Below are 22,788 nucleotides of genomic sequence, written 5' to 3'. Positions count from 1 at the left end.
TCAACGCAACCCAAATCCTTTACCGGCCCACCATGGGTGAATTTCGGCTACGAGACCGCCGGACCGGATTAATGGATCCAGGTTTGCCAGGCTGTCAGCTATCTCTATTGTAGGAGTGTTATAAATAATAATACCCCGGATATCACCATCATCACCAAATGGGCCCATAAGATCCGCATAACCCTCCTCGTACATACGGCCCATATGCTGCAGATGCAGTTCCTGGAGACTATCAGCCTCCTGTTTATCACTGGCCCGGTTGGGACCTTTTTTTAACAGCACCAGGAAGTATTGTTGCATGAGGATAGTGTCGTTGGTCCCCTCATCTACATAATCAAAGGTCTGGTATCCCAGTCGGGTCAATGAATCTTTAAGCATTCTGACAGATCTCCGGCCTTCCGTAGACTGCATATTTTCCTCACTGATTTTTTCCTCCGGTCCCTCTCCACCACAAGCAGACAAGAGCGTTAAACTAATAGCAAGTATTAAAAAAAGTTTTATGGATTCCATAATGAAAAAGGATGTTTACTCAATTGGGAATTGTAATAGGCAGGCTCCCCGGTCACTTCCTGTCCAAGCCATTCCGGTTGTTCATAAGCCTCGTCCACGGATCCAAGTTCTATTTCGGCAATAACCAGGCCGCTGTTTGCGCCCAGGAATTCATCTACTTCAAATATATGTTTCCCCACCGGCACCTTATAACGATTCTTCTCAATGGGAACGTCTTCGCATAATTTAAGCAATTTATGAGCTTCATCTACAGGGATAGTTTTCTCCCATTCAAAACGGCTGGTGCCATCCGCACTGGAAGCTCCTTTTACCGTTAGGAAGGCAGAATTATCAAGGATTCGGATGCGCACTGTTCGCGCAGGGTCTGTATTGAGAAAACCCTGTCGGATCTGCTCTATTTCGCTGGCTTTATCCTGGTAGCCCCGTGAAACCACTAAGAATTTGCGTTCAATCTCCCGGTACTTATCCTCCATGCCTATGCGCAATTTTGCGGATCTCGTCCGAGGGGATCCGACGGTGTTCATATGGGTTATTGGCGAGCCATATCATGCAGCTGCAAACCTTTTCCGGGTATATGGAGCGATACTTATCTAAGGGCCCCACCATCACCAGGTTCATGGCTCTCATCACCTGCCTTGCTATCCATTCACCAATCCTTCTTTCCTCTCTTTTTCCCGCCAGCAATGAAGGTTGCAGGATATAGGTATTTGGAATCTGTAGTTTTAGTACGGCTGCTTCCATCTGTCCTTTGGTCCGGTTATAGAAAACCTTGCTTTTTGGATTTGCACCTAAAGATGAGACCACGATAAAGGTACTTATACCATTCTCTTTGCAGAGAGCAGCCGCCTGTACGGGAATTCCGTAATCAATGGCCCTGTAGTTCGCTTTATCAGGTGTTTTGGATTTAGTGGTACCGATGCAGCAGAAAACTTCATCCCCTTTATATGCCTCCCTGTATGTTTCCGGATTGCCAAGGTCTACCAGGTATTCTTTCATCTTTGGATGCTTAAACCCTATGGATGACCTGGAAAACAAGCGGATCTGACCATATCGGTCATCCTCGAGCAGCATCTGCAACAGTATGCCGCCAATAAGACCGGTAGCGCCCAGCACTATAGCTGTTTTACTCTGAGTATCCATAAATCTAAGATATGACTTAAATTTGTTTATGGCTTATGAATTCCCGGTACGAAAAATCATCCATGTAGATATGGACGCTTTTTACGCCTCTGTTGAACAGCTGGACAATCCCGATTTAAGGGGAAAACCGGTTGCCGTTGGCGGTGGTGCAAAGCGCGGGGTAGTTGCTGCTGCCAGTTATGAAGCCCGGAAATTCGGGGTACGTTCCGCCATGAGCGGGCAAGCTGCCCAACGGAATTGCCCGGAACTCATTTTTGTGAAACCGAGGTTTGACCGCTACAAAGAGATCAGCGCAAAGATCCGGGCCATCTTCCTGGAGTATACAGACCTGGTGGAGCCCCTTTCTTTGGATGAAGCATACCTGGATGTTACCGAGAATAAATACGGTAATCCCTCCGCAACCATGATCGCGAAAGAAATTCGCCAAAAGATCTATGATCAGCTGGGTCTTAGGGCCTCTGCCGGTATCTCTATCAATAAATTTATCGCCAAGGTGGCGAGTGACGTCAACAAACCAAATGGTCAGAAAACCGTAGACCCGGAAGACGTATTGGAATTCCTGGAGAACCTGGAGATTCGCAGGTTTTATGGCGTAGGCAAGGTTACTGCCGAAAAGATGTACCAACTTGGCATCTTTACCGGGAAGGATCTGAAAGATAAGTCGGAAGAATTTCTTTTATCCCAGTTCGGAAAAAGCGGGAAATTCTATTACCAGGTGGTACGTGGAATCCATCATAGTACAGTCAAACCGGAACGTATACCAAAATCCGTAGGTGCAGAGCGCACCTTTAGTGAAAACCTCAGCAGCGAAATCTTCATGTTAGAAAGGTTGGAACAGATCGCGATTGAATTGCAGCGACGACTAAAAAAGAATGGGTTGGCGGGGAAAACCATCACCCTGAAAATCAAGTACAGTGATTTTAAATTACAGACCCGCGCAAAGACCTTACCCTATTTTGCCTCGGATCGTTCTATACTTCTACAAACGGCAAAAGAATTGTTGTACCAGGATATACTTCAGAATTCGGTTCGGCTACTGGGGATATCCGTCAGCAACCTGAATACAGAACAGGATCAGGAAGAAGAAAAAGAAGATACCATAGCCGTACAGCTACAATTTGAATTCTGAAATGATCAGAAGGCCGAAACACTCATTCCACCATCCACGATAATGTTCTGCCCGGTAATATAGGAAGCTTTATCCATCGCCAGGAAAGCGATCACGCTGGCCATTTCCTCGGGCTGTGCAACCCTCCGGAGAGGGGTGGTGGCAATCACCGGGTCCATCCGGTCTTTTTGCGTAAGTACTGCCTCTGTAAGGGGCGTAGCAGTGTACCAAGGAGAGATGGCGTTCACGCGTATCCCGTCTTGCGCCCACTCTACGGCAAGATTTCGAGTCTGCTGTAACAATCCTGCCTTGGCCATACCGTAGGGACTCCCGGAATTCACATCTACAGATGCTGCAATAGAAGCTACGTTGACAATTGAAGGCTTCTTACCTTTTAATAATAGGGGATACAGCAACCGGCTGAATTCGAAGGGCGCAATAAGGTTGATCGCTAATATTTTGGAGAATTCTTCTTCCGTATAATCCAGAGCGGACTTACGAATATTGATCCCGGCATTATTTACCAGGACATCCAGTTTACCGTAATCCTGGGTTATTTTACGCACCAAGGCTTCGCGGTCTTCTGCTACAGAAACATCACTGACCATTCCGTGAACCTGGTATCCCTTCCCGGATAATTCTTTTTCAAATGCCCGGATATCCATTTCCTTACGGGCTGTGAACAGGACCTCGGCCCCGAGTTCAAGAAACTCCCTGACCGCTGCCCTCCCGATGCCTTTGCTGCCACCGGTAACCAGCACAATCCTGTCCTTTAAATTCCACATAAGCTGTATACGGTCTAAACTTCTACTATATCCTACTCGATCTCTGTCACTCTCAGCGTGTTCACCATTCCTTTGTCCTTGATCGGCATAGCGGCGAGGCTGATCATCATATCCCCGCTTTCCAGGAATCCCTTGTCACAGGCGATCTGGTTTACATCTTCTATGGTCTCATCGGTTGACACGAACTTATCGTAATAGAAGGCTTTTACACCCCAGAGCAAGTTCAGTTGTGTAAGGATGCGTTTATTCGAAGTAAACACCAATATATGCGCGCTGGGTCTCCAGGCGGAAATCTGGAAAGCCGTATACCCACTGTTGGTTAAGGTGGTAATGGCTTTGGCTTTAGTTTCATTCGCCATAAGAGCAGCGTGGTAACAAACGGACTTGGTGATATATCGCTTCGTCCTGATATGCGGCGGATCATGGGGTACCTGGATAAATTCTGATCCTTCAACGCTCTGCAATATGCTGGTCATTTTCTGGATCACCTGTACAGGATAATTCCCTACCGAAGTTTCCCCGGATAACATTACGGCATCGGCACCGTCCATAACGGAGTTGGCCACATCGTTAACTTCTGCCCTTGTCGGAGTCAGGCTGGTAATCATTGTTTCCATCATCTGGGTGGCGATAATTACCGGGATACGAGCTTTCTTGGCTCGTAAAACGAGTTTTTTCTGGATCAGCGGTACTTCCTGGGCAGGAACTTCTACCCCGAGGTCTCCCCTGGCAACCATCAATCCGTCACAATAGGCCACGATCTTATCAATATTATCAACGGCTTCGGGCTTTTCAATCTTGGCAATGATAGGGATCTTCTCATCGGAATGCTCCTTAATGATGTTCTGCAAGTCTATAAGATCCTGGCTGAACCGTACAAAAGAAAGAGCTATCCAGTCTACCTGCTGCGATACAGCAAAAATCGCATCCTTAACATCTTTTTCGGTCAGGGCGGGCAGTGAAATGTTCGTATTGGGAAGGTTGACTCCTTTTTTGGATTTTAATGGCCCTCCCTGAATAACCTTGGCTTTTACCTGGTCTTTCTTATTGGTAGAGATTACCTCGAATATCAATTTCCCGTCATCGAGCAGTATGCGCTCCCCTGGGTTTACATCCTTTGGAAAGGTAGAATAGTTCATATATACCTTTTCGGCATTTCCTTCAAAAGCCTTACCGGTATGAAAGCTGATCTCGTCCCCTGGAGACACCACGACCTCCTCGGACATCACACCGACCCGTAATTTTGGGCCTTGTAAATCGGCAAGGATAGAGGTATAAGTCCCCATTTCCTCGTTAAGTTCACGGATCATACGGATACGCTCCTTAACTGCGTCATAATCTGCATGGGAAAAATTGATCCTGAACACATCAACCCCTGCTTCGATCATCTCTTTCAGCACCTCCTTTTTACTGGTTGCGGGTCCTAATGTTGCTACTATTTTTGTCTTTTTCTTAGTGGGCATTGTACTAAAAGGTTAGATTTTTTCTTGATTTTAAATTTTCAGTGTTGACGGAATAAGCCGTGATCATCCCCGGTATTCTTTTAACCAGGGCCAGTCTATCCTCGTCAGAGGGCAACAGCTCTCCTTCAATTTTGATCAGGTAATCAACGTCACGGTATTCCGGTAACAGATGATGGGCCGTATAAGCGGGTTCGTTCCGGAACAGATCCTGGAATTCCAGGTTTTGCCGAACCCGGCTTTTATTAGAAATCAGCCTCCAATACTGGTCATGGGCTTCGTCTTTCCATTCAAAATACGGAAAAGCGATCGCCTTGGAAATATCCAGGTCTGAGGGAGCTCTTTTAAACCTGGTTTTCAAATGATCGTTAAGAGCATAGACCAGGGTATGGTCTTCCAGACTGCTATGCAGGGCCCATAGGGTAAATTCTTCTTCACAAAGCTCCTCGAATATCTTGTGAGTTGTCGTCATACCAGAACCTAAGCAGTAAATATATGATTAATACATTAAGAAGTCTAGCCTTCGATCAACAAGTATTTGGGAGACAGGGCACGAAAACGTTTGAAGCTGATAATTTAACGAATTCTTTTTATCATTCGCCCTTTATTTTGCCCTGCAAAGCAAAAAATGCGCGCTTGGAAGCTTTTTCTTCGGCCTTTTTCTTGGAAGTCGCCCGGGCTTTTGCCATCAGTTTACCATCGATACTCAGCTTTACGGCAAAATGTTTTACAGGATCATTACCGGAATCCTCGTATACATTATACGAGAACTCTTTTTTTTGTTTCTGGCACCATTCTATCACCAAGCTCTTGTAACTGATCACCTGCCCTTCTAGTTGCTCGATGTCTACATAGGGCTCAATGACACGTTCCCGGATGAACTTTTCGCAATATTTATATCCCCGGTCCAGGTAAATGGCTCCGACCAGCGCCTCAAAGACATTACCGTGAATATTATCCCCGAAATGCGACTTGGGAATCCTGCTCTCTACAAAATCGATCAGGTTGAGATCTTTTCCCAACTCATTCAGGTGTTTCCGGCTGACTATTTTAGAGCGCATCTTGGTCAGGTATCCTTCATCTCCCCCCGGAACTTCATTGTACAAATGCTTGGAAATTATAGTCCCCAGCATGGCATCACCGAGAAATTCCAGCCGCTCATAATTCATGGGGTGACCCTGCTTATCCTTCTGGTTTACAGACCTGTGCAAAAATGCCTTCCTGTAAATAGCTATTTTTTTCGGCTTAAAACCCAGCACTTTGGTGATTGCCAAAAAAAAATCCCCATCCTGTTTAGAATGGGAATTAAATATATTGGCTGTAAACGACATTCGTTGTTTAACTGATTTTCTTAAATACAATACATGCGTTGTGACCTCCAAAACCGAAGGTATTGCTCATGGCCACATCCACTTTTCTTTCCTGTGCCTTGTTCAGAGTCAGGTTAAGTTTCGGATCTATGTTTTCATCAACCGTTGTGTGATTAATGGTAGGAGGCACAAGGTTGTGCTCCATGGCAAGGATAGAAGCGATGGCTTCTATAGCTCCGGCCGCCCCAAGCAGGTGTCCTGTCATGGATTTGGTCGAATTAATATTGATATCCTTGGCGTGTTCCCCGAATACCTGGCTGATGGCCTTTAATTCTGCCACATCCCCTAATGGTGTTGATGTACCGTGGGTATTGATCGCATCAACGTCTTCGGGTTTTAGGCCGGCATCTCTCAGGCAATTTTCCATTACTTTTACCACACCAATACCGTCTGGATGCGGTGCTGTCATGTGGTATGCATCACTGGATAAACCACCCCCGGCAACTTCGGCATATATTTTTGCCCCCCTTGCTTTGGCGTGCTCGTATTCCTCAAGTACCAGTGCCCCTGCTCCTTCACCCAGGACAAATCCGTCCCGCGTTGCGTCAAAAGGCCTGGAAGCTGTTTCAGGACTGTCGTTCCTGGTAGAAAGGGCATGCATAGCATTAAACCCTCCCATTCCGGCAATTGTCACCGCGGCTTCACTTCCACCTGTAACAATTACGTCACAGTGTCCCAACCTGATATAGTTGAGTGCGTCTATCATAGCGTTGGCTGATGATGCGCAGGCAGATACCGTAGTATAGTTGGGTCCCATGAACCCGTGTTTTATAGAAATATTTCCCGGAGCGATGTCCGCGATCATCTTGGGAATAAAGAAAGGGTTAAACCGGGGAGTTCCATCTCCCGCAGCATAATTGAGCACCTCTTGTTGAAAGGTTTCCAGGCCGCCGATACCGGCACCCCAGATAACACCAACCCTGAATTTATCGACAGCATCGAGGTCTAATCCTGAATCGGCAATAGCCTCATCCGAGGATATCAAAGCATATTGCGCAAACCTATCCAGTTTACGTGCTTCCTTCCTGTCAAAATAATCTTCTGGATTGTAATTTTTTAATTCACAGGCAAATTTCGTCTTGAATTTCTCTGTGTCGTAATAGGTGATTGGGGCGCAACCGCTTTTCCCATTCTTCAATCCTTCCCAATATTCCTCTAAGGTATTCCCAATGGGGGTAAGGGCACCAAGACCAGTAACTACAACTCGCTTTAATTGCATTGAATCAATTTTTTAGTTTGCTGCCTAAACACGTGAAAATTAAAAAAAATTATCCATGCAGCAGGATTACCACATGGATAATTTTAATTCTTTCCTATGATATCATGAAATTACTTAGCTTCTTCTATATAACTTATAGCTTGGCCTACAGTTGCAATGTTCTCTGCTTGATCATCCGGGATCTGGATATCAAATTCTTTTTCGAATTCCATGATCAACTCTACGGTATCCAATGAGTCTGCCCCGAGGTCGTTAGTAAAGCTAGCTTCCGGTACTACTTCATTTTCATCTACACCCAGTTTATCTACGATGATAGCCTTTACTCTTGATGCAATGTCTGACATAATGATTTTGGTTTTAAAAATTTAAATCGATGGCAAAAATAAAAAACTTTGGTCTAATAATACTATTTGACTTTAAAATGTGATGTAATTTAATAAATTTAAATGCAAGACCTGTACTTTAGCGAAAAAATAATTGCCTTCAAACTCCCGTCACCACTGCATGAAACGAATTACGCTCTTCGCCTCAGGATCCGGATCAAACGTGGAAAATATCCATGAATATTTCAAGAACTCCTCTGAAGTAGAAATTGCAGCCGTACTCACAAATAAGCGGCATGCAGGTGTGCTTGACAGATGTGAAAGGCTGGGCATCAATGCGTTCTACTTTAACAGGAATGCCTTTTATGAAACAGATGCCGTAGTGAAGTTGGTCAACAGCTTGGAGACCGATCTTGTCGTCCTCGCCGGCTTTTTATGGAAAATACCTGATTCCCTGCTTAAAGCATACCCTGACAGGGTCGTAAATATTCATCCTGCCCTCTTGCCTAAATACGGCGGAAAAGGAATGTACGGAATGCGGGTTCACCAGGCCATTGTAGACAATAAAGAGTCCTTTACCGGGATCACCATTCATTTTGTCAACGAAAACTATGATGAAGGAGCCATAATTGCCCAGGAACGTATCGCGGTAAAAACTACCGACACGGCAGATGAGGTGGCAAGCAAGGTGCACGAGCTGGAATACGAGCATTTTCCACGGGTTATTGAAAAACTATTGAAGAAGGAAGCTGAGTAATGGGTAAGAAACCGAGATTTTATGTGGTTTGGAAAGGAAAGCAACCAGGCATCTATAATAGCTGGAAAGAATGCCAGGCCCAGATAAAGGGACAGGAAGGCGCTCAGTACATGGCTTTTGACAGCCGAAGTGCCGCTGAAGAGGCTTTTAAAAAGAATTATGCCGCCTACAGGGGTAAGAAAAAAAGCAGCAGCCTAAGTCCGGAGGAGGTCAAACGCCTCGGTGCACCAAACCTGAATTCTATCGCCGTGGATGCCGCCTCAAGCGGAAATCCCGGGATCATGGAATACCGTGGGGTTGATACCCGAACAGGTAAACCGCTCTTTCACCAGGGACCCTTCCCCCAAGGCACCAACAATATTGGCGAATTCCTGGCCATTGTACATGGCCTTGCCTTATTAAAAGCCAATAAAAGCACCCGTGTCCTCTATACAGATTCCCGTACCGCCATGAGTTGGGTCAGGCGTAAAAAATGTAACACCAAATTAAAGCGCAGCGCGAAGAACAAGGATCTCTTTGATCTTGTAGATCGCGCAGTGAAGTGGCTGGAAACCAATTCCTACCAAACTCCTATCGTAAAATGGGAAACCAAAGCCTGGGGTGAAATCCCGGCCGACTTCGGTCGCAAATAGGTCCGGGGGGAATATTCGCATTTGAGGGCATAATGGAATAACAAAACCGTATATTTGCACCAAATTTTTGAAAAGCAAATGGGGAAATTACTCATAGTAGGGACTGTGGCTTTCGACGCCATCGAGACACCCTTCGGAAAAACAGATAAGATCCTAGGTGGGGCAGCCACATTTATCGGTCTTGCGGCTTCACATTTTGATTTGGATGCGGCGATAATTTCAGTTGTGGGGGAAGACTTTCCACAAGACTACCTGGACCTATTAAATGACCGGAATATAGATATTTCCGGGATAGAGATTGTCCCCGGGGGTAAGACCTTTTTCTGGAGTGGCAAATATGGCAATGACCTGAATACACGGGAAACCCTGGCTACAGAACCCAATGTTCTCATCGATTTTAAGCCGGTTGTCCCGGACAACTTTAAAGATGCGGATGTCGTAATGCTCGGCAACCTGCACCCAAGCGTCCAATTAAGCGTCATAGAACAGATGGAAGAGCGGCCAAAATTGATCGTTCTGGACACCATGAATTTCTGGATGGACACTACCTTGCCAGAATTGATGAAGGTAATCGAGAAGGTGGACGTGATCACGATCAATGACGAAGAGGCCAGGCAACTCACCCATGAATATTCCTTAGTAAGAGCTGCTGCTGCCATTCATGAAATGGGTCCCAAATACGTGGTTATTAAAAAAGGAGAACACGGCGCCCTATTATTCCACAAAGAGAGAATCTTTTTTGCCCCTGCTCTCCCATTAGAAGAGGTCTTTGATCCAACTGGAGCAGGAGATACCTTTGCCGGTGGATTTGTCGGCCATGTTACAGAAAGCGGAAACATCTCTTTCAACAATCTCAGGAATGCCGTTATACACGGGTCTAATCTTGCCTCCTTCTGTGTTGAACGCTTTGGGACGGAACGGATGCAAAACCTGGATAGAAAAGAAGTAGGGCAACGTCTGCAAGAGTTTGTAGAACTGACCCAGTTTGACATTGAAATAGAGTAACACCTTGCACGGACAGGGTAATTGCACGGAAAAGATATTATGAGTGATGCCATCAAACACGAATGCGGGATATCATTAATTCGCCTTCGTAAACCCCTGGAATACTACCAGAAAAAATACGGTACAGCTTTTTACGGCGTAAACAAAATGTACCTGATGATGGAAAAGCAGCATAACCGCGGACAGGACGGTGCTGGTTTTGCAAGCATTAAATTGGATATGCAACCCGGGGAGCGATATATGAGCAGGGCGCGATCTATACAGTCACAACCCATTCAAGATATTTTTGCCCAGATCAATGAAAGGATCAACCAGTCGCTGGAAGAAAATCCGGAGTATCGCGATGATGTTGCCAAACAGAAGAAGTTCATTCCTTATATAGGGGAGGTATTGTTAGGACATGTGCGCTACGGAACCTTCGGGAAGAACAGCATTGAAAGTGTCCATCCTTTCCTTCGCCAGAATAACTGGATGCACAGGAATCTTATCGTTGCCGGGAACTTTAATATGACCAATGTGAGCGAGCTGTTTGACAACCTCGTGCAATTAGGTCAGCACCCCAAGGAGATGGCAGACACCATTACGGTGATGGAAAAAATAGGTCACTTCCTGGATGACGCTGTTGCGAAACTCTATAAGGAGATAAAAAAAGAAGGTTTTACCAAAATGGAAGCCTCCCCCCTTATTGCAGAGCGACTCAAATTAGCCAAGATCCTTAAGAAAGCGTCGAAGAACTGGGATGGTGGCTATGCCATGGCCGGTCTCATCGGACACGGGGATGCTTTCGTCTTACGGGATCCCTCCGGGATACGCCCGGCTTATTATTACGAGGACGAAGAAGTGGTGGTAGTCGCTTCTGAAAGGCCCGCCATACAGACGGTATTCAACGTTCCTTACGAATCTGTAAAAGAACTGGACCCGGGACACGCTATCATCGTGAAGAAATCCGGAAGCATGAACATTAAGAAGATTCTTGAACCCCGCGAACGCAAAGCCTGTTCCTTTGAGAGGATCTACTTCTCCAGGGGCAGTGATAAGGAGATCTACGAGGAACGCAAGAACCTGGGGCGCTTTCTGTTTCCACAAATCCTGGATTCTATCGGAAATGATATGAAAAATACGGTCTTCTCCTACATCCCTAATACGGCAGAAACCTCGTTTTTCGGGATGGTAAAAGAGGCCCAGAACTACCTGAACCGCAAAAAGGAAGAACAGATCCTGGAACTTGGACCCGCTATCACTTCCGAACAACTTCGGGAGATCCTGGAAATCAGGCCGAGGATAGAGAAGGTCGCCATCAAGGATGCCAAACTTCGGACATTTATCACCCAGGACGATACCCGTGACGACCTGGTGGCTCACGTCTATGACATTTCTTATGGCTCTGTAAACCCTGATGATAACCTCGTCATCATAGATGACAGTATTGTTCGGGGAACGACGCTTAAAAAGAGTATTTTACGCATTTTGGATCGACTTTCACCTAAAAAGATCATCGTAGTTTCATCCGCACCCCAGATCAGGTATCCCGATTGTTACGGGATAGATATGGCACGCTTAGAGGATTTTGTCGCTTTTAGGGCTGCACTGGAACTGCATAAGGACCGTGGTACGATGCCGCAGGTAGAAGCTATTTACCAAAAATGCCTCGGGCAGCTGAAATCTAAGGATCACGAAGTGGTGAACCATGTAAAAGAATTCTACGCGCCCTTCACCGCTGATGAAATCTCTGAGAAAATTGCCGCTTTACTGTGTCCGGCGGAGGTTAGAGCAGAGGTTCAGATTATCTACCAGACCATCGAAAGCCTCCACAAGGCTTGTCCCAAAAACCTGGGTGATTGGTATTTCACCGGTGACTATCCAACTCCCGGCGGGAACCGCGTAGTAAATAAAGCATTTATCAATTTTTACGAAGGCAAGAAAGAGCGGGCCTATTCGGCATAATCCCGACGAAATGCATGTTTTTGTGCATTTCATCGATAATCTGCGTCGTTTAACGGCTTTCTGATTCCAGGCCTGTAAACCATAATACTTTAGACCTGCCATAGCATAAGTAGGTTAAGTTCATGGTAAGATTTGGGGCAAAAAAGGTGGAGTTCTCTCCACCTTTTTTATTGGCTTTTATTTTTACCCCTCCACTTAACACCCTTAGGGGTTTCCCCACACCAATTTCTTTCCGATACCTAACTTGTTACTATCCTGACTCCGCAGAATTTTTACTATGCAATAGTATTATTCCCTTTAAGGTCTATATATCAGCCCATTAATGCATTTCGTCCGATTAATCATACGTTTATCTAAGAGCTTATCACATTTGCTCCCTTTCCTATTACATTTGAAGAACCATAGCATAAGTAGGTTAAGTTCATGGTAAGATTTGGGGAAAAGGCAGGGGATAACCCTGCCTTTTTATTTTCACTACTCCCAAGAATAGTTAACTCTTCACTTTATCCTGTATTCTTTAAGCTCATCCCCTTGCAATTCAGCAAAAAAACAGGGTGTTGAACCGAAAACTTCCCCAACTCTCTTATAACACCTCTATCTTTGGAAGACCATAGCATAAGTAGGTTAAGTTCATGGTAAGATTTGGGGAAAAGGGTGGAGTTGATCTCCGCCCTTTTTATTTGGCCCTATACGCACTAATCACTTGATTACAAATCATTCCTACAAGTCGTTAAACATTTTCCGATTTTCTTACACCCTACGTTCAGCGTTTCCTTTTTGACTGTTTTTATGGGAGTTCGTCTATAAGGTTTTTGCACCTACTAGCTTGCACTTACATTTGAAGGACCATAGCATAAGTAGGTTAAGTTCATGGTAAGATTTGGGGAAAAAAGGCAGGGCGCAACCCTGCCTTTTTTATGTTTCATTATCAGCTAATTAGGTTAAAAACCTTTCAAATTCTTCCGGCACCCCCTTTTTTGATAGGGGATATTCGCTAAAATTTCACTATTTTTCTTTGTTATTTCTCACAATACCAGTAATTTAGTACTGCCATAGCATAAGTAGGTTAAGTTTATGGTAAGATTTGGGACGAAAAGGGCAGAGACTTCTCTGCCCTTTTCTATTTTATATAGAATAAAAAAACCCGGGCTGTTCACCCGGGTTATTTATATATGTAATTCAGGATTATTTCCCTTTACTGTAAAGTTCTGAAACCTTATCCCAGTTGATCACATTAAAAAATGCCGTGATGTAATCAGGTCTTCTGTTCTGGTAATTAAGGTAATACGCATGTTCCCATACGTCCAGGCCAAGAATCGGATGACCTCCGCAGCCAGTGGCTGGCATCAGGGGATTATCCTGGTTGGGGGTTGAGCATATCTCGAGTTTCCCTCCTTTATGAACGCACAACCAGGCCCATCCGGAACCAAAACGGCTTCCCGCAGCGGAACTGAACTTGTCCTTAAAAGTATCAAAAGATCCAAATGCGCTGTCAATGGCATCGGCTAGCTCTCCTGAAGGGTTTCCACCACCGTCCGGCGACATTACCTCCCAGAAAAGGTTGTGATTGTAAAACCCACCACCGTTGTTCCTGACTGCCGTATTGGACATATCCAGGTTTTCCAGGATGGATTCGATCGACTTCCCTTCCAGGTTAGAGCCTTTAATAGCATCGTTCAGTTTAGTCGTGTAACCATTGTGGTGTTTTGTATGATGTATTTCCATGGTACGCGCATCTATATGCGGTTCCAGGGCGTCATATGCATAAGGTAACTTTGGTAATTCAAAAGCCATGTGTTTAGTGTTTTTCGTTAATAAAATCAGTCTTCCAAATTTATGGATTATAGAAAACATATTCAGCTAATTATTTGTTAAGAACCTTTTAAGAATGCTTATTTTGCAGCTAAAATGAAGGTGCAGGACACTCCCTACAAAATATTCAGTGCTTCAGCCGGATCAGGAAAGACATCTACCCTGGTCCAGGAATACCTTAAAATAATTCTACGCCCGGGACCGAGCAGGAAATTCAGGCAGATTCTGGCGATCACCTTTACCAATAAGGCGGTTACGGAAATGAAAGACCGTATCCTGAACAGCCTATCCGATTTTGGGCAGGATCCGCTGCCCCAGCGGTCCACTTATATGTTTCAAAGTCTTTGTGATGTGTTGGGCATGGAGCCACGAGCCCTGCAGGAACGATCCCGGCAGGTGTTAAAAGAGATACTGCATAACTATGCATTTTTTGACATCGCCACCATAGACCGTTTCAACCATCGGTTGATCAGGACTTTTGCACGAGACCTGCTTTTACCCCAGAATTTTGAAGTGGTGCTCGAAACCGATCTACTGCTGGAAGAGGCAGTTAACCGATTGCTCAGCAAGGCCGGGAAAGATTCCAGGCTTTCTGACATTCTTATCGATTTTGCCCTGGCAAAAACGGAGGACGATAAAAGCTGGAACATTAGTAATGACTTGCTTAAGATAGGGAAGCTGGTCTTTGAGGAGAACCACGCTGCTGAACTCAAAAAGCTTGAAGGAAAAAGCCTGGAAGACTTTAAGCAGCTAAGAAAAATGCTGCAAAAGGATAAGGAGCGCGCCGAGGAAGACCTGGTCAAAATAGCCAGGTTAATCCTGGACTCGGTCCGTGCTGAAGGTCTTGAGGATTCTGATTTTACAGGAAAATACTTCCCTGTTTTTATGGAGAAAATAGCAGCGGGGGATCTGGCTATCGACTTCAAGGCCGGCTGGAAAAAATCCTTTGGCGAAAAAGATCTTTACAAAAAAGCCGCTCCGGACTCCGTTAAAAGCACCTTAGATGGTTTAATGCCTCAATTGACGCGTGGTTTTGAGCAGATCAAGAATACCTTCTACCACCTTTCCTTCCTTACCAACGTGTTGAATCACATGGTGCCGCTAATGGTCCTGAACAGTATCAGGAAAGAAGTAGAGATGCTGCAGAAAGAAAGAGACCAATTACCCATCTCTTTCTTTAACACCCTGATCTCCGAAGCTATTCGCGATCAGCCTGCTCCCTTCATTTACGAACGACTGGGAGAAAAGTATCGTCATTATTTTATCGATGAATTCCAGGACACTTCAGAGATGCAATGGAATAACCTTGTTCCGCTGATCAGTAATGCACTGGAAAGTAAGGATGAGCAGGGCAATGAAGGCACGCTACTATTGGTCGGTGATGCCAAACAGGCCATATACCGCTGGCGTGGAGGGCATGCAGAACAATTTATGCAGTTGTTCAATAGATCATCCAATCCTTTTGTCACAGCTCCAAGTCTGCAGGAAAAACCCACTAATTACCGGAGCAGCAGGGAAATAATCCGCTTTAACAACGATTTCTTTACCCGGACCAGTGGATTGCTTGGCAATCCTACTTACGAGTCCATGTATCTGCAGGGAAACTCCCAACAATACAATAACAAGGAGGGAGGTTATGTGTCCTTACAGTTTATACAGGGCACGGATGACGAACACAAAAACGAAATTTATTGCCAGGAGGTTTGTAAAGCCATCGAGGAGACCCTGGCTAAGAATTACAGTTATTCCGATCTGTGCATACTTACCAGGACCAAAGCACAGGGGATACTCATCGCTGATTTTCTTTTAGAACAGGGCATCCCCATCATATCATCAGAAACCCTTCTCCTGGCGAGCCACGAACCGGTTCAATTTCTCATAAATCTGCTCAGGCATTGTCTGTCACCCAAAGAACAAGCCATCTCGTACGAAGTTCTTTCTTTCCTGCTCAGGGAGGAAGCAGAGAAGCATACCATTATTCGGACACAACTGAATTCCCTGGATCAATACCTATTAGAAACTTATGGTTTTGATATAGGTTATCTCAGGGAAGCTACCGTTTATGACAGCCTGGAATATGCCACCAGTAAATTTGACTTGGCACCTGTTTCTGATGCCTACATCACCTACCTCCTGGATGAAGCACTACTGGTTGAGCAAAAGACTGACGGTAGCATGGTCTCCTTCCTCGAACACTGGGATAAGAAAAAAGACAAACTAAGCATTGTTGCCCCGGAAGCCATGAACGCCATTCAGATCATGACTGTTCATAAAGCAAAGGGGCTTGAATTCCCGGTGGTAATCTATCCTTTTGCCAATACCGGTATCTACGCTTCTTCAGGTAGGAACGACACCCTTCTGTGGCTACCTGTAGACCCTGAAAAACATCATGGCTTCCCTACCTTATTGCTTTCACAAAAGGAAGAAATGTGCCATTACAACCCAATTGCCGAACAACTGCACCAGGAGGAACAGCAAAAACAAGAAATGGACGCCTTTAATCTGCTATATGTAGCCATGACAAGGCCAGAACAGGCACTTTATATTTTCACTGATGCCCCGACCAAAGTAAAAGACGAAGTAAAGACTTATTCAGATTTGTTTGTTTTTTTCCTGAATTCACAAGGACTATGGGACAAAACCAAATCTCGTTATGAGTTTGGATCCCTGTCATTAACTGAGCCTGGGAAACCTCTGGCAGATGAATCCTCTATCCCCTTCGTTTATTCTAGAAAGGACAGACCGGAACTCGATATAGTGACCACCTCCGGTATGCTATGGGATACAGGACGAGAACTGGCCCTTGGCCGGGGTAACCTTTTGCACGCCCTCCTGGCAGAAGTCTATACCCCTGAAGACATTGCTCCTGTCATAGAAGCTATGTTGAACAGAGGAGCGATCGACCAGGAAATGGCTACAGAACTCAAAAAACTTGCCGGCAGCATTGTCAGCCATCCGCAACTAGCACCCTACTATACTGAGGGAAGGAACATTAAAAACGAGATGCCTATAATTACTGAAAATGGGCTATTTTTGCGACCGGACAGGCTGGTACTGCAAGACGACACCGCTGTCATTATCGATTATAAGACTGGAAAGAAAAACCCCGGCTACCACGAACAGCTGTATACCTATGCTGATGCTTTAGAGGCCATGGGATACAGAGTCATCCACAAGATCATCGTTTATGTGGAAGAAACGGTAAGGCCGGAATTTATATAAAAACTATGTACGGAAAAATCAAAGATCATTTACAAAAAGAACTGGCAGAAATCAAAGAAGCCGGGCTTTACAAAGAAGAGCGAATCATTACCAGCCCCCAGGATGCGGTAATAAAAATATCTACCGGGCAGGAGGTGATCAATTTCTGCGCCAACAACTACCTGGGGCTATCGTCGCATCCAGACGTAGTGCAGGCAGCTAAGGATACTATGGACAGTCATGGGTTTGGAATGTCATCTGTAAGATTCATTTGCGGAACCCAGGATATCCATAAAGAACTGGAGAATAAGATCGCGGAATATTACGGGACAGAAGACACCATTCTATACGCAGCATGTTTTGATGCCAACGGCGGGATTTTTGAACCCTTGCTCACGGCGGAAGATGCCATTATCTCGGACTCCCTGAATCACGCTTCTATTATCGATGGAGTGCGCCTATGTAAAGCTGGCCGGTACAGGTACGCTAATAATAACATGGAAGACTTGGAAAAGCAGTTAAAGCAGGCCAACGAGGATGGTGCCCGTTTTAAGCTTATCGTGACCGATGGTGTTTTCTCCATGGATGGCCTGGTGGCTCCATTAGACGAAATTTGTAATCTAGCCGATAAGTACGATGCCCTGGTCATGATAGACGAATGCCATGCGACCGGTTTTATTGGTGAAACAGGACGCGGTACCCTGGAAGAAAAAGGTGTTATGGACAGGATTGATATCATCACCGGGACCTTGGGCAAGGCAATGGGTGGTGCCATGGGCGGTTATACGACGGGCAAGAAGGAGATCATCGAACTCCTGAGACAACGCTCCAGGCCTTATCTTTTCTCCAATTCCCTGGCGCCGGCTATTGTGGGAGCCTCTATCAAGGTTTTTGACATGCTGAGCAACAGTACAGAACTCAGGGATCAACTTGAGGAAAATACTCGTTATTTTAAGAAAGGAATCAAAGATGCGGGCTTTGATATCATAGACGGAGACTCTGCTATTGTCCCGGTAATGTTGTACGATGCAAAGCTCTCCCAGAAGATGGCCAATATGCTACTGGATAAAGGCATCTATGTGATCGGATTTTTCTATCCGGTTGTGCCAAAAGGTAAGGCGCGTATAAGGGTTCAACTGAGTGCGGCCCATAAAAAAGAACATTTAGACCGCGCAATCCTTGCATTTAAGGAGGTTGGCAAGGCTTTAGAAATTATTTAAACCGTTATTTTCGCCCTGTAAAAGCGTTAAAAAAAATAATAAATTGATTTTGTTAATAATTTTTAACAACTTACATTTGCGTCTAATAAACACTTAAACTTAAAATTTTGAACATGAAACAGCTTAGCAGATTATTAGTTGTTGGCCTACTTTTTATTGGGTTTAACAACCTACAAGCGCAAGATGAAAATAATCCTTGGCAGGTAAGCTTTGGTGTGAACGCTATAGATGTGTATCCAACCGGTGCTGAAGATGCCCAAGCCAACTTCGGCTTTGAAGCAGGAACTTTCGGAAGCGAATATTTCAATGCAAATGACCACTGGAACATTCTTCCGTCCGTATCTTACATCGCTGTTAGCCGCTCGGTTGGTGACAACTTCGCTGTAGGTGTGCGTGGTTCTTTGAACAGGATCAGCAACCTAGGAGATGTACGTGTTGACGACCTTTCTCACTACGCTGTAGATGGTACTATTAAATATGCTTTCCTGGATGACACTATGATCGATCCTTTCGTTGAGATTGGTGGTGGTTATACTTGGGTTGACGAAGTAGGAGCCGGAACTGTTAACGGAGGCGTTGGTTTTAACCTTTGGTTTTCTGACAACTTCGGTCTTACACTTCAGTCTTCTTACAAGCATTCTTTCGAGGATTACTTAGTAAAGCATTTCCAGCACATGGCTGGTGTTTCTATCAAGTTCGGTGGAACTGATACTGATGGTGACGGAATCTATGACAAAGACGATGCTTGTCCTGAAGTACCTGGACTTGAGGCGTTCAACGGATGTCCTGATGCTGACGGTGATGGAATCGAAGACAGCAAAGACGCTTGTCCTAACGAAGCCGGATCTATGGAAATGAACGGATGCCCTGACCAAGATGGTGATGGTGTAGCTGATAAAGATGATGCTTGTCCTGCTGAAGCCGGTCTTGCTGCTCTTGCCGGTTGCCCTGATGCTGACGGAGACGGTGTAGCTGATAAAGATGATGAGTGTCCTAACGAAGCTGGTCCATCTGAAAACAACGGATGCCCATGGCCCGACAGCGACAATGACGGTGTACTTGACAAAGATGACAAGTGTCCTGAAACTGCCGGTACTGTTGCCAACGAAGGTTGCCCAGAAGTAACTGAAGAAGTTCAGAAGCAATTAAATGAGTACGCCAGAACAATCCTTTTCGACCTTGGAAAATCAAGTATCCAAGAAGCATCAGAGCCTGTTCTTGCTGATATCATCGAGATTTTGAACGAGTACCCAACTGCTAAGTTCACAGTTGAAGGTCACACAGACAGCACTGGTAGCAACAAATTGAACAAGAGTCTTTCTGAAGCTCGTGCACTTTCTGTGAAAGAGTATTTAGTAAATAACGGAGTAGATGAGTTCAGGTTATCTGCCGAAGGTTTCGGTGAAGATAAGCCTATCGCTACTAATAACACTAGGGCTGGTAGAGCTCAGAACAGAAGGGTAGAGATCAACTTAGTAAAAGAGTAAGATTTATCCATCTATATAAATTTAAAAGCTCCGCAATTGCGGAGCTTTTTTTATTTTTAAGGCATGCATAAAAGTTTCCTCGAAGAGGTCGTTGCCAAGAGCCTTGAAAAACATTCTTCACTTTCCGATACCGTCTTTATACTCCCCAGTAAACGAGCGGGTAGTTACCTGCAGGATTACCTGAGGAAATCAGTGAAAAAGACCATATTTGCCCCCCGCATCTACAGTATTGAGACCTTTATCGAAGAACTCTCGGGTCTTAAATACGCTACGAACACCCAATTACTCTTTGAATTATATTCCAGTTATTGCGAAGCCCATACGGGAGACCATGAAAGTTTTTACCAGTTTTCTAAATGGGGTCAGCTCCTTCTACAGGACTTTAATGAAATAGACCGATACCTGGTTCCGGCATCAGAGCTTTTTTCCTACCTCAGTTCCGCGAGAGAAATTGAACACTGGTCTGCCAGCGAAGACCAGACCCCGATGATCAAAAATTATCTTCGGTTCTGGAGTCAATTACAAGACATCTACCTGCTCTTCTCTACCCGTCTGAAACGCCAGGGCCTCGGGTACCAAGGAATGGTCTACAGGACAGCTTGTGAAAAAATTAAGACCTACACGGAACAACATCCCGGCGACCAACATATTTTTATTGGGTTCAATGCCCTGAACAAAGCAGAATCTGAAATCATCCAATTCTTACTGGGTGAGAATAAAGCCGAGATCTATTGGGATGCTGACCCCTATTTTATCGATGACCCCCAGCATGAAGCCGGGCACTTTATCAGATCATATCGCCAGAGGTGGCCTTATTTTAAAGAAAACTCCCTGGCCGGTTTACAAGATAATTTTTCCGGAATTAAACATATCCGCGTTATCGGCGTACCCAAGAATGTTTCACAGGTGAAGTACGTTTCCTCTCTGCTACGGGAAGAAGCTGTTTCACAAGGTAGCAGAACAGCGGTTGTCCTGGGTGATGAAGGTTTGCTAAACCCTTTGGTACATGCCTTACCAGACGGCATTGGTCCTATTAATATCACTATGGGATACCCTTTGGGTAAAACACCCGTCGCCGGCCTGTTCAACCAGTTGTTTGCCTTACACCTGGATAAAGTATCTCTAGGCTGGTATTACAAGAATGTGCTTGCCTTACTTTCTCACCCTTATGTTGCCTTACTCAACACTGCGGATCCTTCCGGGGGAACCCAGAATATACAACAGGCTATCAAAGAAAAGAACCTGAGTTTTCTCAACCAGCAGAAGTTAGCAGATGAAACAGGAGCGCATCCATATATGCTTTCCCTGCTGTTCTTTGAAGAGGCTAACAATCCGAAGATCTTTCTTGCTAAATGCACCGAGCTGATCAGGACCTTAAAGGACTATTTTCAGCAGAATGAACAATTCCTGGCCCTTGAGCACCTGTATGGGTTTTATACCCTTTTCAATGAATTGGAAACCCACCTGCAAACCTATTCAGAGATTAACGACCTGCGCACCCTGGAAAGCCTATATCGGTCTCTGTTGGAATCGGAAACCGTCGATTTTCGTGGCGAACCTTTAGAAGGATTGCAAGTGATGGGAATGCTTGAAAGCAGAAATCTCGATTTTGATACCGTTATTCTGACCTCGGTCAATGAAGGTGTCCTTCCTTCGGGGAAAGCTCATAATTCCCTGATCCCATTTGATATCAAACGATCGTTTGGCCTTCCGACGTATAAAGAGAAAGATGCCGTGTATTCATATCACTTTTACAGGTTGCTGCAACGGGCAAAAAAAGTATACCTGCTCTATAACTCGGTTCCTGATACGCTTGAAGGAGGGGAAAAAAGCAGGCTTATCTCGCAATTACTCTCAGATCCTCCACCCAATACATTGGTAGAAGAGCAGCTTGCAAGCCCTGATATCAAACCGGATCTCCATAGCCCTGTCACTATTGAGAAAGACGCTCTATTACAGGAGCGATTAAAAGATATCGCTGCCAAGGGATTCTCGCCTACTTCCCTGACCAACTACATTCGCGATCCACTGACATTTTATAGGAAGTCCGTTCTGGGTATACAGGACGTGGAAGAGGTTGAAGAAACTGTTTCAGCCAGTGTTTTCGGGACCATCGTTCATGACAGTCTTGAGGCTCTTTATACACCCTTTATCGGGGAATACCTTAGTCCACAAGCTCTAGATCAATTACACGGCAAGATCGAAAAAACAGTTCGTGAAGCCTATGCAAAGAACTACGGAGAAGTGGATATATCGTATGGACAAAACCTTATCGTATACCATGTTATTGTAAGATACCTGGAGCGTTTTATCACCATGGAAAAGAAAGATGCAGAGCATCATACGATCAGGATCATCGGGCTTGAAAAAAATATGAAGGTTACCGTAGAAGTTCCCGGCATTTCTTTCCCTGTGCACCTCAGGGGGCAGATTGACAGGATTGATGAATTTGACGGCGTCCTGAGGATCATAGACTATAAAACCGGGCAGGCCAGCAGTGGGAACACGGAATTGATAGAATGGGATGACATGATAAGCGAAGAAAAGTACAATAAGGCTTTCCAATTACTGGCCTATGCCTATATGTATTACAAAGAAAACCCCACCTCCGATATGGAAGCGGGGATTATAGCTTTTAAAAGTCTGAATTCCGGGCTCATTCGCTTTGCCACCAAGAAATCATCACACTCCAGCGTTAAAGACAAAAATTTCACAATCAACGGGGACACACTGAACTCTTTTAAGGTGCAACTGCATAAGTTGTTACAGGAGATCTGTAACCCCGCTATCCCTTTTACCGAAAAGTCTGCCTGAA

At 45.0% G+C, this 22,788-nt stretch carries 19 protein-coding genes; 9 read left to right on the top strand and 10 right to left on the bottom strand.

From position 1 onward, the window contains the following. Genes PP178_RS04785 through PP178_RS04775 form a run of 3 tightly spaced genes read right to left on the bottom strand, consistent with a single transcriptional unit; the run spans nucleotide 1 to nucleotide 1,650 of the window. Nucleotides 1-510: a YciI family protein gene (locus PP178_RS04785; protein ID WP_272593166.1), complete on the bottom strand. Its 510-nt coding sequence runs from the start codon at nucleotides 508-510 to the stop codon at nucleotides 1-3. After that, a complete protein-coding gene (locus PP178_RS04780) occupies nucleotides 498-983 on the bottom strand; it encodes a CYTH domain-containing protein (protein ID WP_272593165.1) in 486 nt (161 codons plus the stop codon). Before PP178_RS04780 ends, PP178_RS04785 begins: the two co-directional genes overlap by 13 nt. Continuing rightward, entirely contained in the window at nucleotides 973-1,650 is a 678-nt protein-coding gene (locus PP178_RS04775) for an NAD(P)H-binding protein (protein ID WP_272593164.1), read from the bottom strand. The genes PP178_RS04780 and PP178_RS04775 overlap by 11 nt, the downstream gene beginning before the upstream one ends. Nucleotides 1,651-1,678: 28 nt before the next feature. On the opposite strand from PP178_RS04775, the gene dinB reads away from it, so the two are divergent. Further along, a complete protein-coding gene (gene dinB, locus PP178_RS04770) occupies nucleotides 1,679-2,779 on the top strand; it encodes a DNA polymerase IV (protein ID WP_272593163.1) in 1,101 nt (366 codons plus the stop codon). A gap of 5 nt (nucleotides 2,780-2,784) precedes the next feature. Here dinB and PP178_RS04765 read toward each other — a convergent pair whose 3' ends face one another. The 6 genes from PP178_RS04765 to PP178_RS04740 form a co-directional block, all read right to left on the bottom strand. Continuing rightward, entirely contained in the window at nucleotides 2,785-3,543 is a 759-nt protein-coding gene (locus PP178_RS04765) for an SDR family oxidoreductase (protein WP_272593162.1), read from the bottom strand. A gap of 32 nt (nucleotides 3,544-3,575) precedes the next feature. Continuing rightward, nucleotides 3,576-5,006 carry a pyruvate kinase gene (gene pyk, locus PP178_RS04760; protein ID WP_272593161.1) on the bottom strand — a complete coding sequence of 477 codons (1,431 nt, stop codon included), beginning with the start codon at nucleotides 5,004-5,006 and terminating at the stop codon, nucleotides 3,576-3,578. A gap of 4 nt (nucleotides 5,007-5,010) precedes the next feature. Continuing rightward, nucleotides 5,011-5,475 (bottom strand): IPExxxVDY family protein, encoded by a 465-nt coding sequence (locus PP178_RS04755; protein WP_272593160.1) that lies wholly within the window; start codon nucleotides 5,473-5,475, stop codon nucleotides 5,011-5,013. A 121-nt stretch (nucleotides 5,476-5,596) separates the two neighbouring features. After that, a complete protein-coding gene (gene rnc, locus PP178_RS04750; RefSeq protein WP_272593159.1) occupies nucleotides 5,597-6,334 on the bottom strand; it encodes a ribonuclease III in 738 nt (245 codons plus the stop codon). A 7-nt stretch (nucleotides 6,335-6,341) separates the two neighbouring features. Continuing rightward, a complete protein-coding gene (fabF, locus tag PP178_RS04745; RefSeq protein WP_272593158.1) occupies nucleotides 6,342-7,592 on the bottom strand; it encodes a beta-ketoacyl-ACP synthase II in 1,251 nt (416 codons plus the stop codon). Between the two features lie 110 nt (nucleotides 7,593-7,702). Beyond that, on the bottom strand, nucleotides 7,703-7,936 hold the full coding sequence (locus tag PP178_RS04740) for an acyl carrier protein (protein WP_010519573.1): 234 nt from the start codon (nucleotides 7,934-7,936) through the stop codon (nucleotides 7,703-7,705). A gap of 160 nt (nucleotides 7,937-8,096) precedes the next feature. Here PP178_RS04740 and purN point away from each other — a divergent pair, with 160 nt between their 5' ends. The 4 genes from purN (at nucleotide 8,097) to PP178_RS04720 (ending at nucleotide 12,253) form a co-directional block, all read left to right on the top strand. Then, the gene (purN, locus tag PP178_RS04735) at nucleotides 8,097-8,672 is read left to right on the top strand and encodes a phosphoribosylglycinamide formyltransferase (protein WP_272593157.1); all 576 of its coding nucleotides are present in this window, start codon (nucleotides 8,097-8,099) and stop codon (nucleotides 8,670-8,672) included. Continuing rightward, nucleotides 8,672-9,304, top strand: a complete 633-nt coding sequence (locus tag PP178_RS04730; RefSeq protein WP_272593156.1) for a ribonuclease H family protein — start codon at nucleotides 8,672-8,674, stop codon at nucleotides 9,302-9,304. The genes purN and PP178_RS04730 overlap by 1 nt, the downstream gene beginning before the upstream one ends. Before the next feature lie 78 nt (nucleotides 9,305-9,382). Beyond that, nucleotides 9,383-10,309, top strand: a complete 927-nt coding sequence (locus PP178_RS04725) for a PfkB family carbohydrate kinase (RefSeq protein WP_272593617.1) — start codon at nucleotides 9,383-9,385, stop codon at nucleotides 10,307-10,309. A 39-nt stretch (nucleotides 10,310-10,348) separates the two neighbouring features. Further along, nucleotides 10,349-12,253 (top strand): amidophosphoribosyltransferase, encoded by a 1,905-nt coding sequence (locus PP178_RS04720; protein ID WP_272593155.1) that lies wholly within the window; start codon nucleotides 10,349-10,351, stop codon nucleotides 12,251-12,253. Nucleotides 12,254-13,438: 1,185 nt separating this feature from the next. Here PP178_RS04720 and PP178_RS04715 read toward each other — a convergent pair. Then, entirely contained in the window at nucleotides 13,439-14,047 is a 609-nt protein-coding gene (locus tag PP178_RS04715) for a superoxide dismutase (protein WP_272593154.1), read from the bottom strand. Between the two features lie 114 nt (nucleotides 14,048-14,161). Between PP178_RS04715 and PP178_RS04710 the strand changes: the two genes are divergently transcribed. The 4 genes from PP178_RS04710 to PP178_RS04695 all read left to right on the top strand — a co-directional run bounded on the left by PP178_RS04710 (nucleotide 14,162) and on the right by PP178_RS04695 (nucleotide 22,787). Further along, nucleotides 14,162-17,287, top strand: coding sequence for a UvrD-helicase domain-containing protein (locus PP178_RS04710; RefSeq protein WP_272593153.1), 3,126 nt, complete (start codon nucleotides 14,162-14,164; stop codon nucleotides 17,285-17,287). A 5-nt stretch (nucleotides 17,288-17,292) separates the two neighbouring features. Further along, nucleotides 17,293-18,486, top strand: coding sequence for a glycine C-acetyltransferase (gene kbl, locus PP178_RS04705; RefSeq protein ID WP_272593152.1), 1,194 nt, complete (start codon nucleotides 17,293-17,295; stop codon nucleotides 18,484-18,486). Nucleotides 18,487-18,599: 113 nt separating this feature from the next. Then, nucleotides 18,600-19,973 carry an OmpA family protein gene (locus PP178_RS04700; RefSeq protein ID WP_272593151.1) on the top strand — a complete coding sequence of 458 codons (1,374 nt, stop codon included), beginning with the start codon at nucleotides 18,600-18,602 and terminating at the stop codon, nucleotides 19,971-19,973. Nucleotides 19,974-20,036: 63 nt separating this feature from the next. Then, nucleotides 20,037-22,787 carry a PD-(D/E)XK nuclease family protein gene (locus tag PP178_RS04695; protein WP_272593150.1) on the top strand — a complete coding sequence of 917 codons (2,751 nt, stop codon included), beginning with the start codon at nucleotides 20,037-20,039 and terminating at the stop codon, nucleotides 22,785-22,787. The last annotated feature ends 1 nt before the right edge of the window (nucleotide 22,788 follow it).

The organism is Zeaxanthinibacter sp. PT1 (assembly GCF_028464225.1).
GTDB lineage: Bacteria > Bacteroidota > Bacteroidia > Flavobacteriales > Flavobacteriaceae > Zeaxanthinibacter.
The sequence above is the reverse complement of the archived record's forward strand: the minus strand, read 5'-3'. Positions and strand labels throughout refer to the sequence as shown.

What these genes read in the sequence shown, in the direction of transcription:
- PP178_RS04785 (WP_272593166.1), bottom strand. Translation starts at nt 510, where the DNA reads ATGGAATCCATAAAACTTTTTTTAATACTTGCTATTAGTTTAACGCTC.
- PP178_RS04780 (WP_272593165.1), bottom strand. Translation starts at nt 983, where the DNA reads ATGGAGGATAAGTACCGGGAGATTGAACGCAAATTCTTAGTGGTTTCA.
- PP178_RS04775 (WP_272593164.1), bottom strand. Translation starts at nt 1,650, where the DNA reads ATGGATACTCAGAGTAAAACAGCTATAGTGCTGGGCGCTACCGGTCTT.
- dinB (WP_272593163.1), top strand. Translation starts at nt 1,679, where the DNA reads ATGGCTTATGAATTCCCGGTACGAAAAATCATCCATGTAGATATGGAC.
- PP178_RS04765 (WP_272593162.1), bottom strand. Translation starts at nt 3,543, where the DNA reads ATGTGGAATTTAAAGGACAGGATTGTGCTGGTTACCGGTGGCAGCAAA.
- pyk (WP_272593161.1), bottom strand. Translation starts at nt 5,006, where the DNA reads ATGCCCACTAAGAAAAAGACAAAAATAGTAGCAACATTAGGACCCGCA.
- PP178_RS04755 (WP_272593160.1), bottom strand. Translation starts at nt 5,475, where the DNA reads ATGACGACAACTCACAAGATATTCGAGGAGCTTTGTGAAGAAGAATTT.
- rnc (WP_272593159.1), bottom strand. Translation starts at nt 6,334, where the DNA reads ATGTCGTTTACAGCCAATATATTTAATTCCCATTCTAAACAGGATGGG.
- fabF (WP_272593158.1), bottom strand. Translation starts at nt 7,592, where the DNA reads ATGCAATTAAAGCGAGTTGTAGTTACTGGTCTTGGTGCCCTTACCCCC.
- PP178_RS04740 (WP_010519573.1), bottom strand. Translation starts at nt 7,936, where the DNA reads ATGTCAGACATTGCATCAAGAGTAAAGGCTATCATCGTAGATAAACTG.
- purN (WP_272593157.1), top strand. Translation starts at nt 8,097, where the DNA reads ATGAAACGAATTACGCTCTTCGCCTCAGGATCCGGATCAAACGTGGAA.
- PP178_RS04730 (WP_272593156.1), top strand. Translation starts at nt 8,672, where the DNA reads ATGGGTAAGAAACCGAGATTTTATGTGGTTTGGAAAGGAAAGCAACCA.
- PP178_RS04725 (WP_272593617.1), top strand. Translation starts at nt 9,383, where the DNA reads ATGGGGAAATTACTCATAGTAGGGACTGTGGCTTTCGACGCCATCGAG.
- PP178_RS04720 (WP_272593155.1), top strand. Translation starts at nt 10,349, where the DNA reads ATGAGTGATGCCATCAAACACGAATGCGGGATATCATTAATTCGCCTT.
- PP178_RS04715 (WP_272593154.1), bottom strand. Translation starts at nt 14,047, where the DNA reads ATGGCTTTTGAATTACCAAAGTTACCTTATGCATATGACGCCCTGGAA.
- PP178_RS04710 (WP_272593153.1), top strand. Translation starts at nt 14,162, where the DNA reads ATGAAGGTGCAGGACACTCCCTACAAAATATTCAGTGCTTCAGCCGGA.
- kbl (WP_272593152.1), top strand. Translation starts at nt 17,293, where the DNA reads ATGTACGGAAAAATCAAAGATCATTTACAAAAAGAACTGGCAGAAATC.
- PP178_RS04700 (WP_272593151.1), top strand. Translation starts at nt 18,600, where the DNA reads ATGAAACAGCTTAGCAGATTATTAGTTGTTGGCCTACTTTTTATTGGG.
- PP178_RS04695 (WP_272593150.1), top strand. Translation starts at nt 20,037, where the DNA reads ATGCATAAAAGTTTCCTCGAAGAGGTCGTTGCCAAGAGCCTTGAAAAA.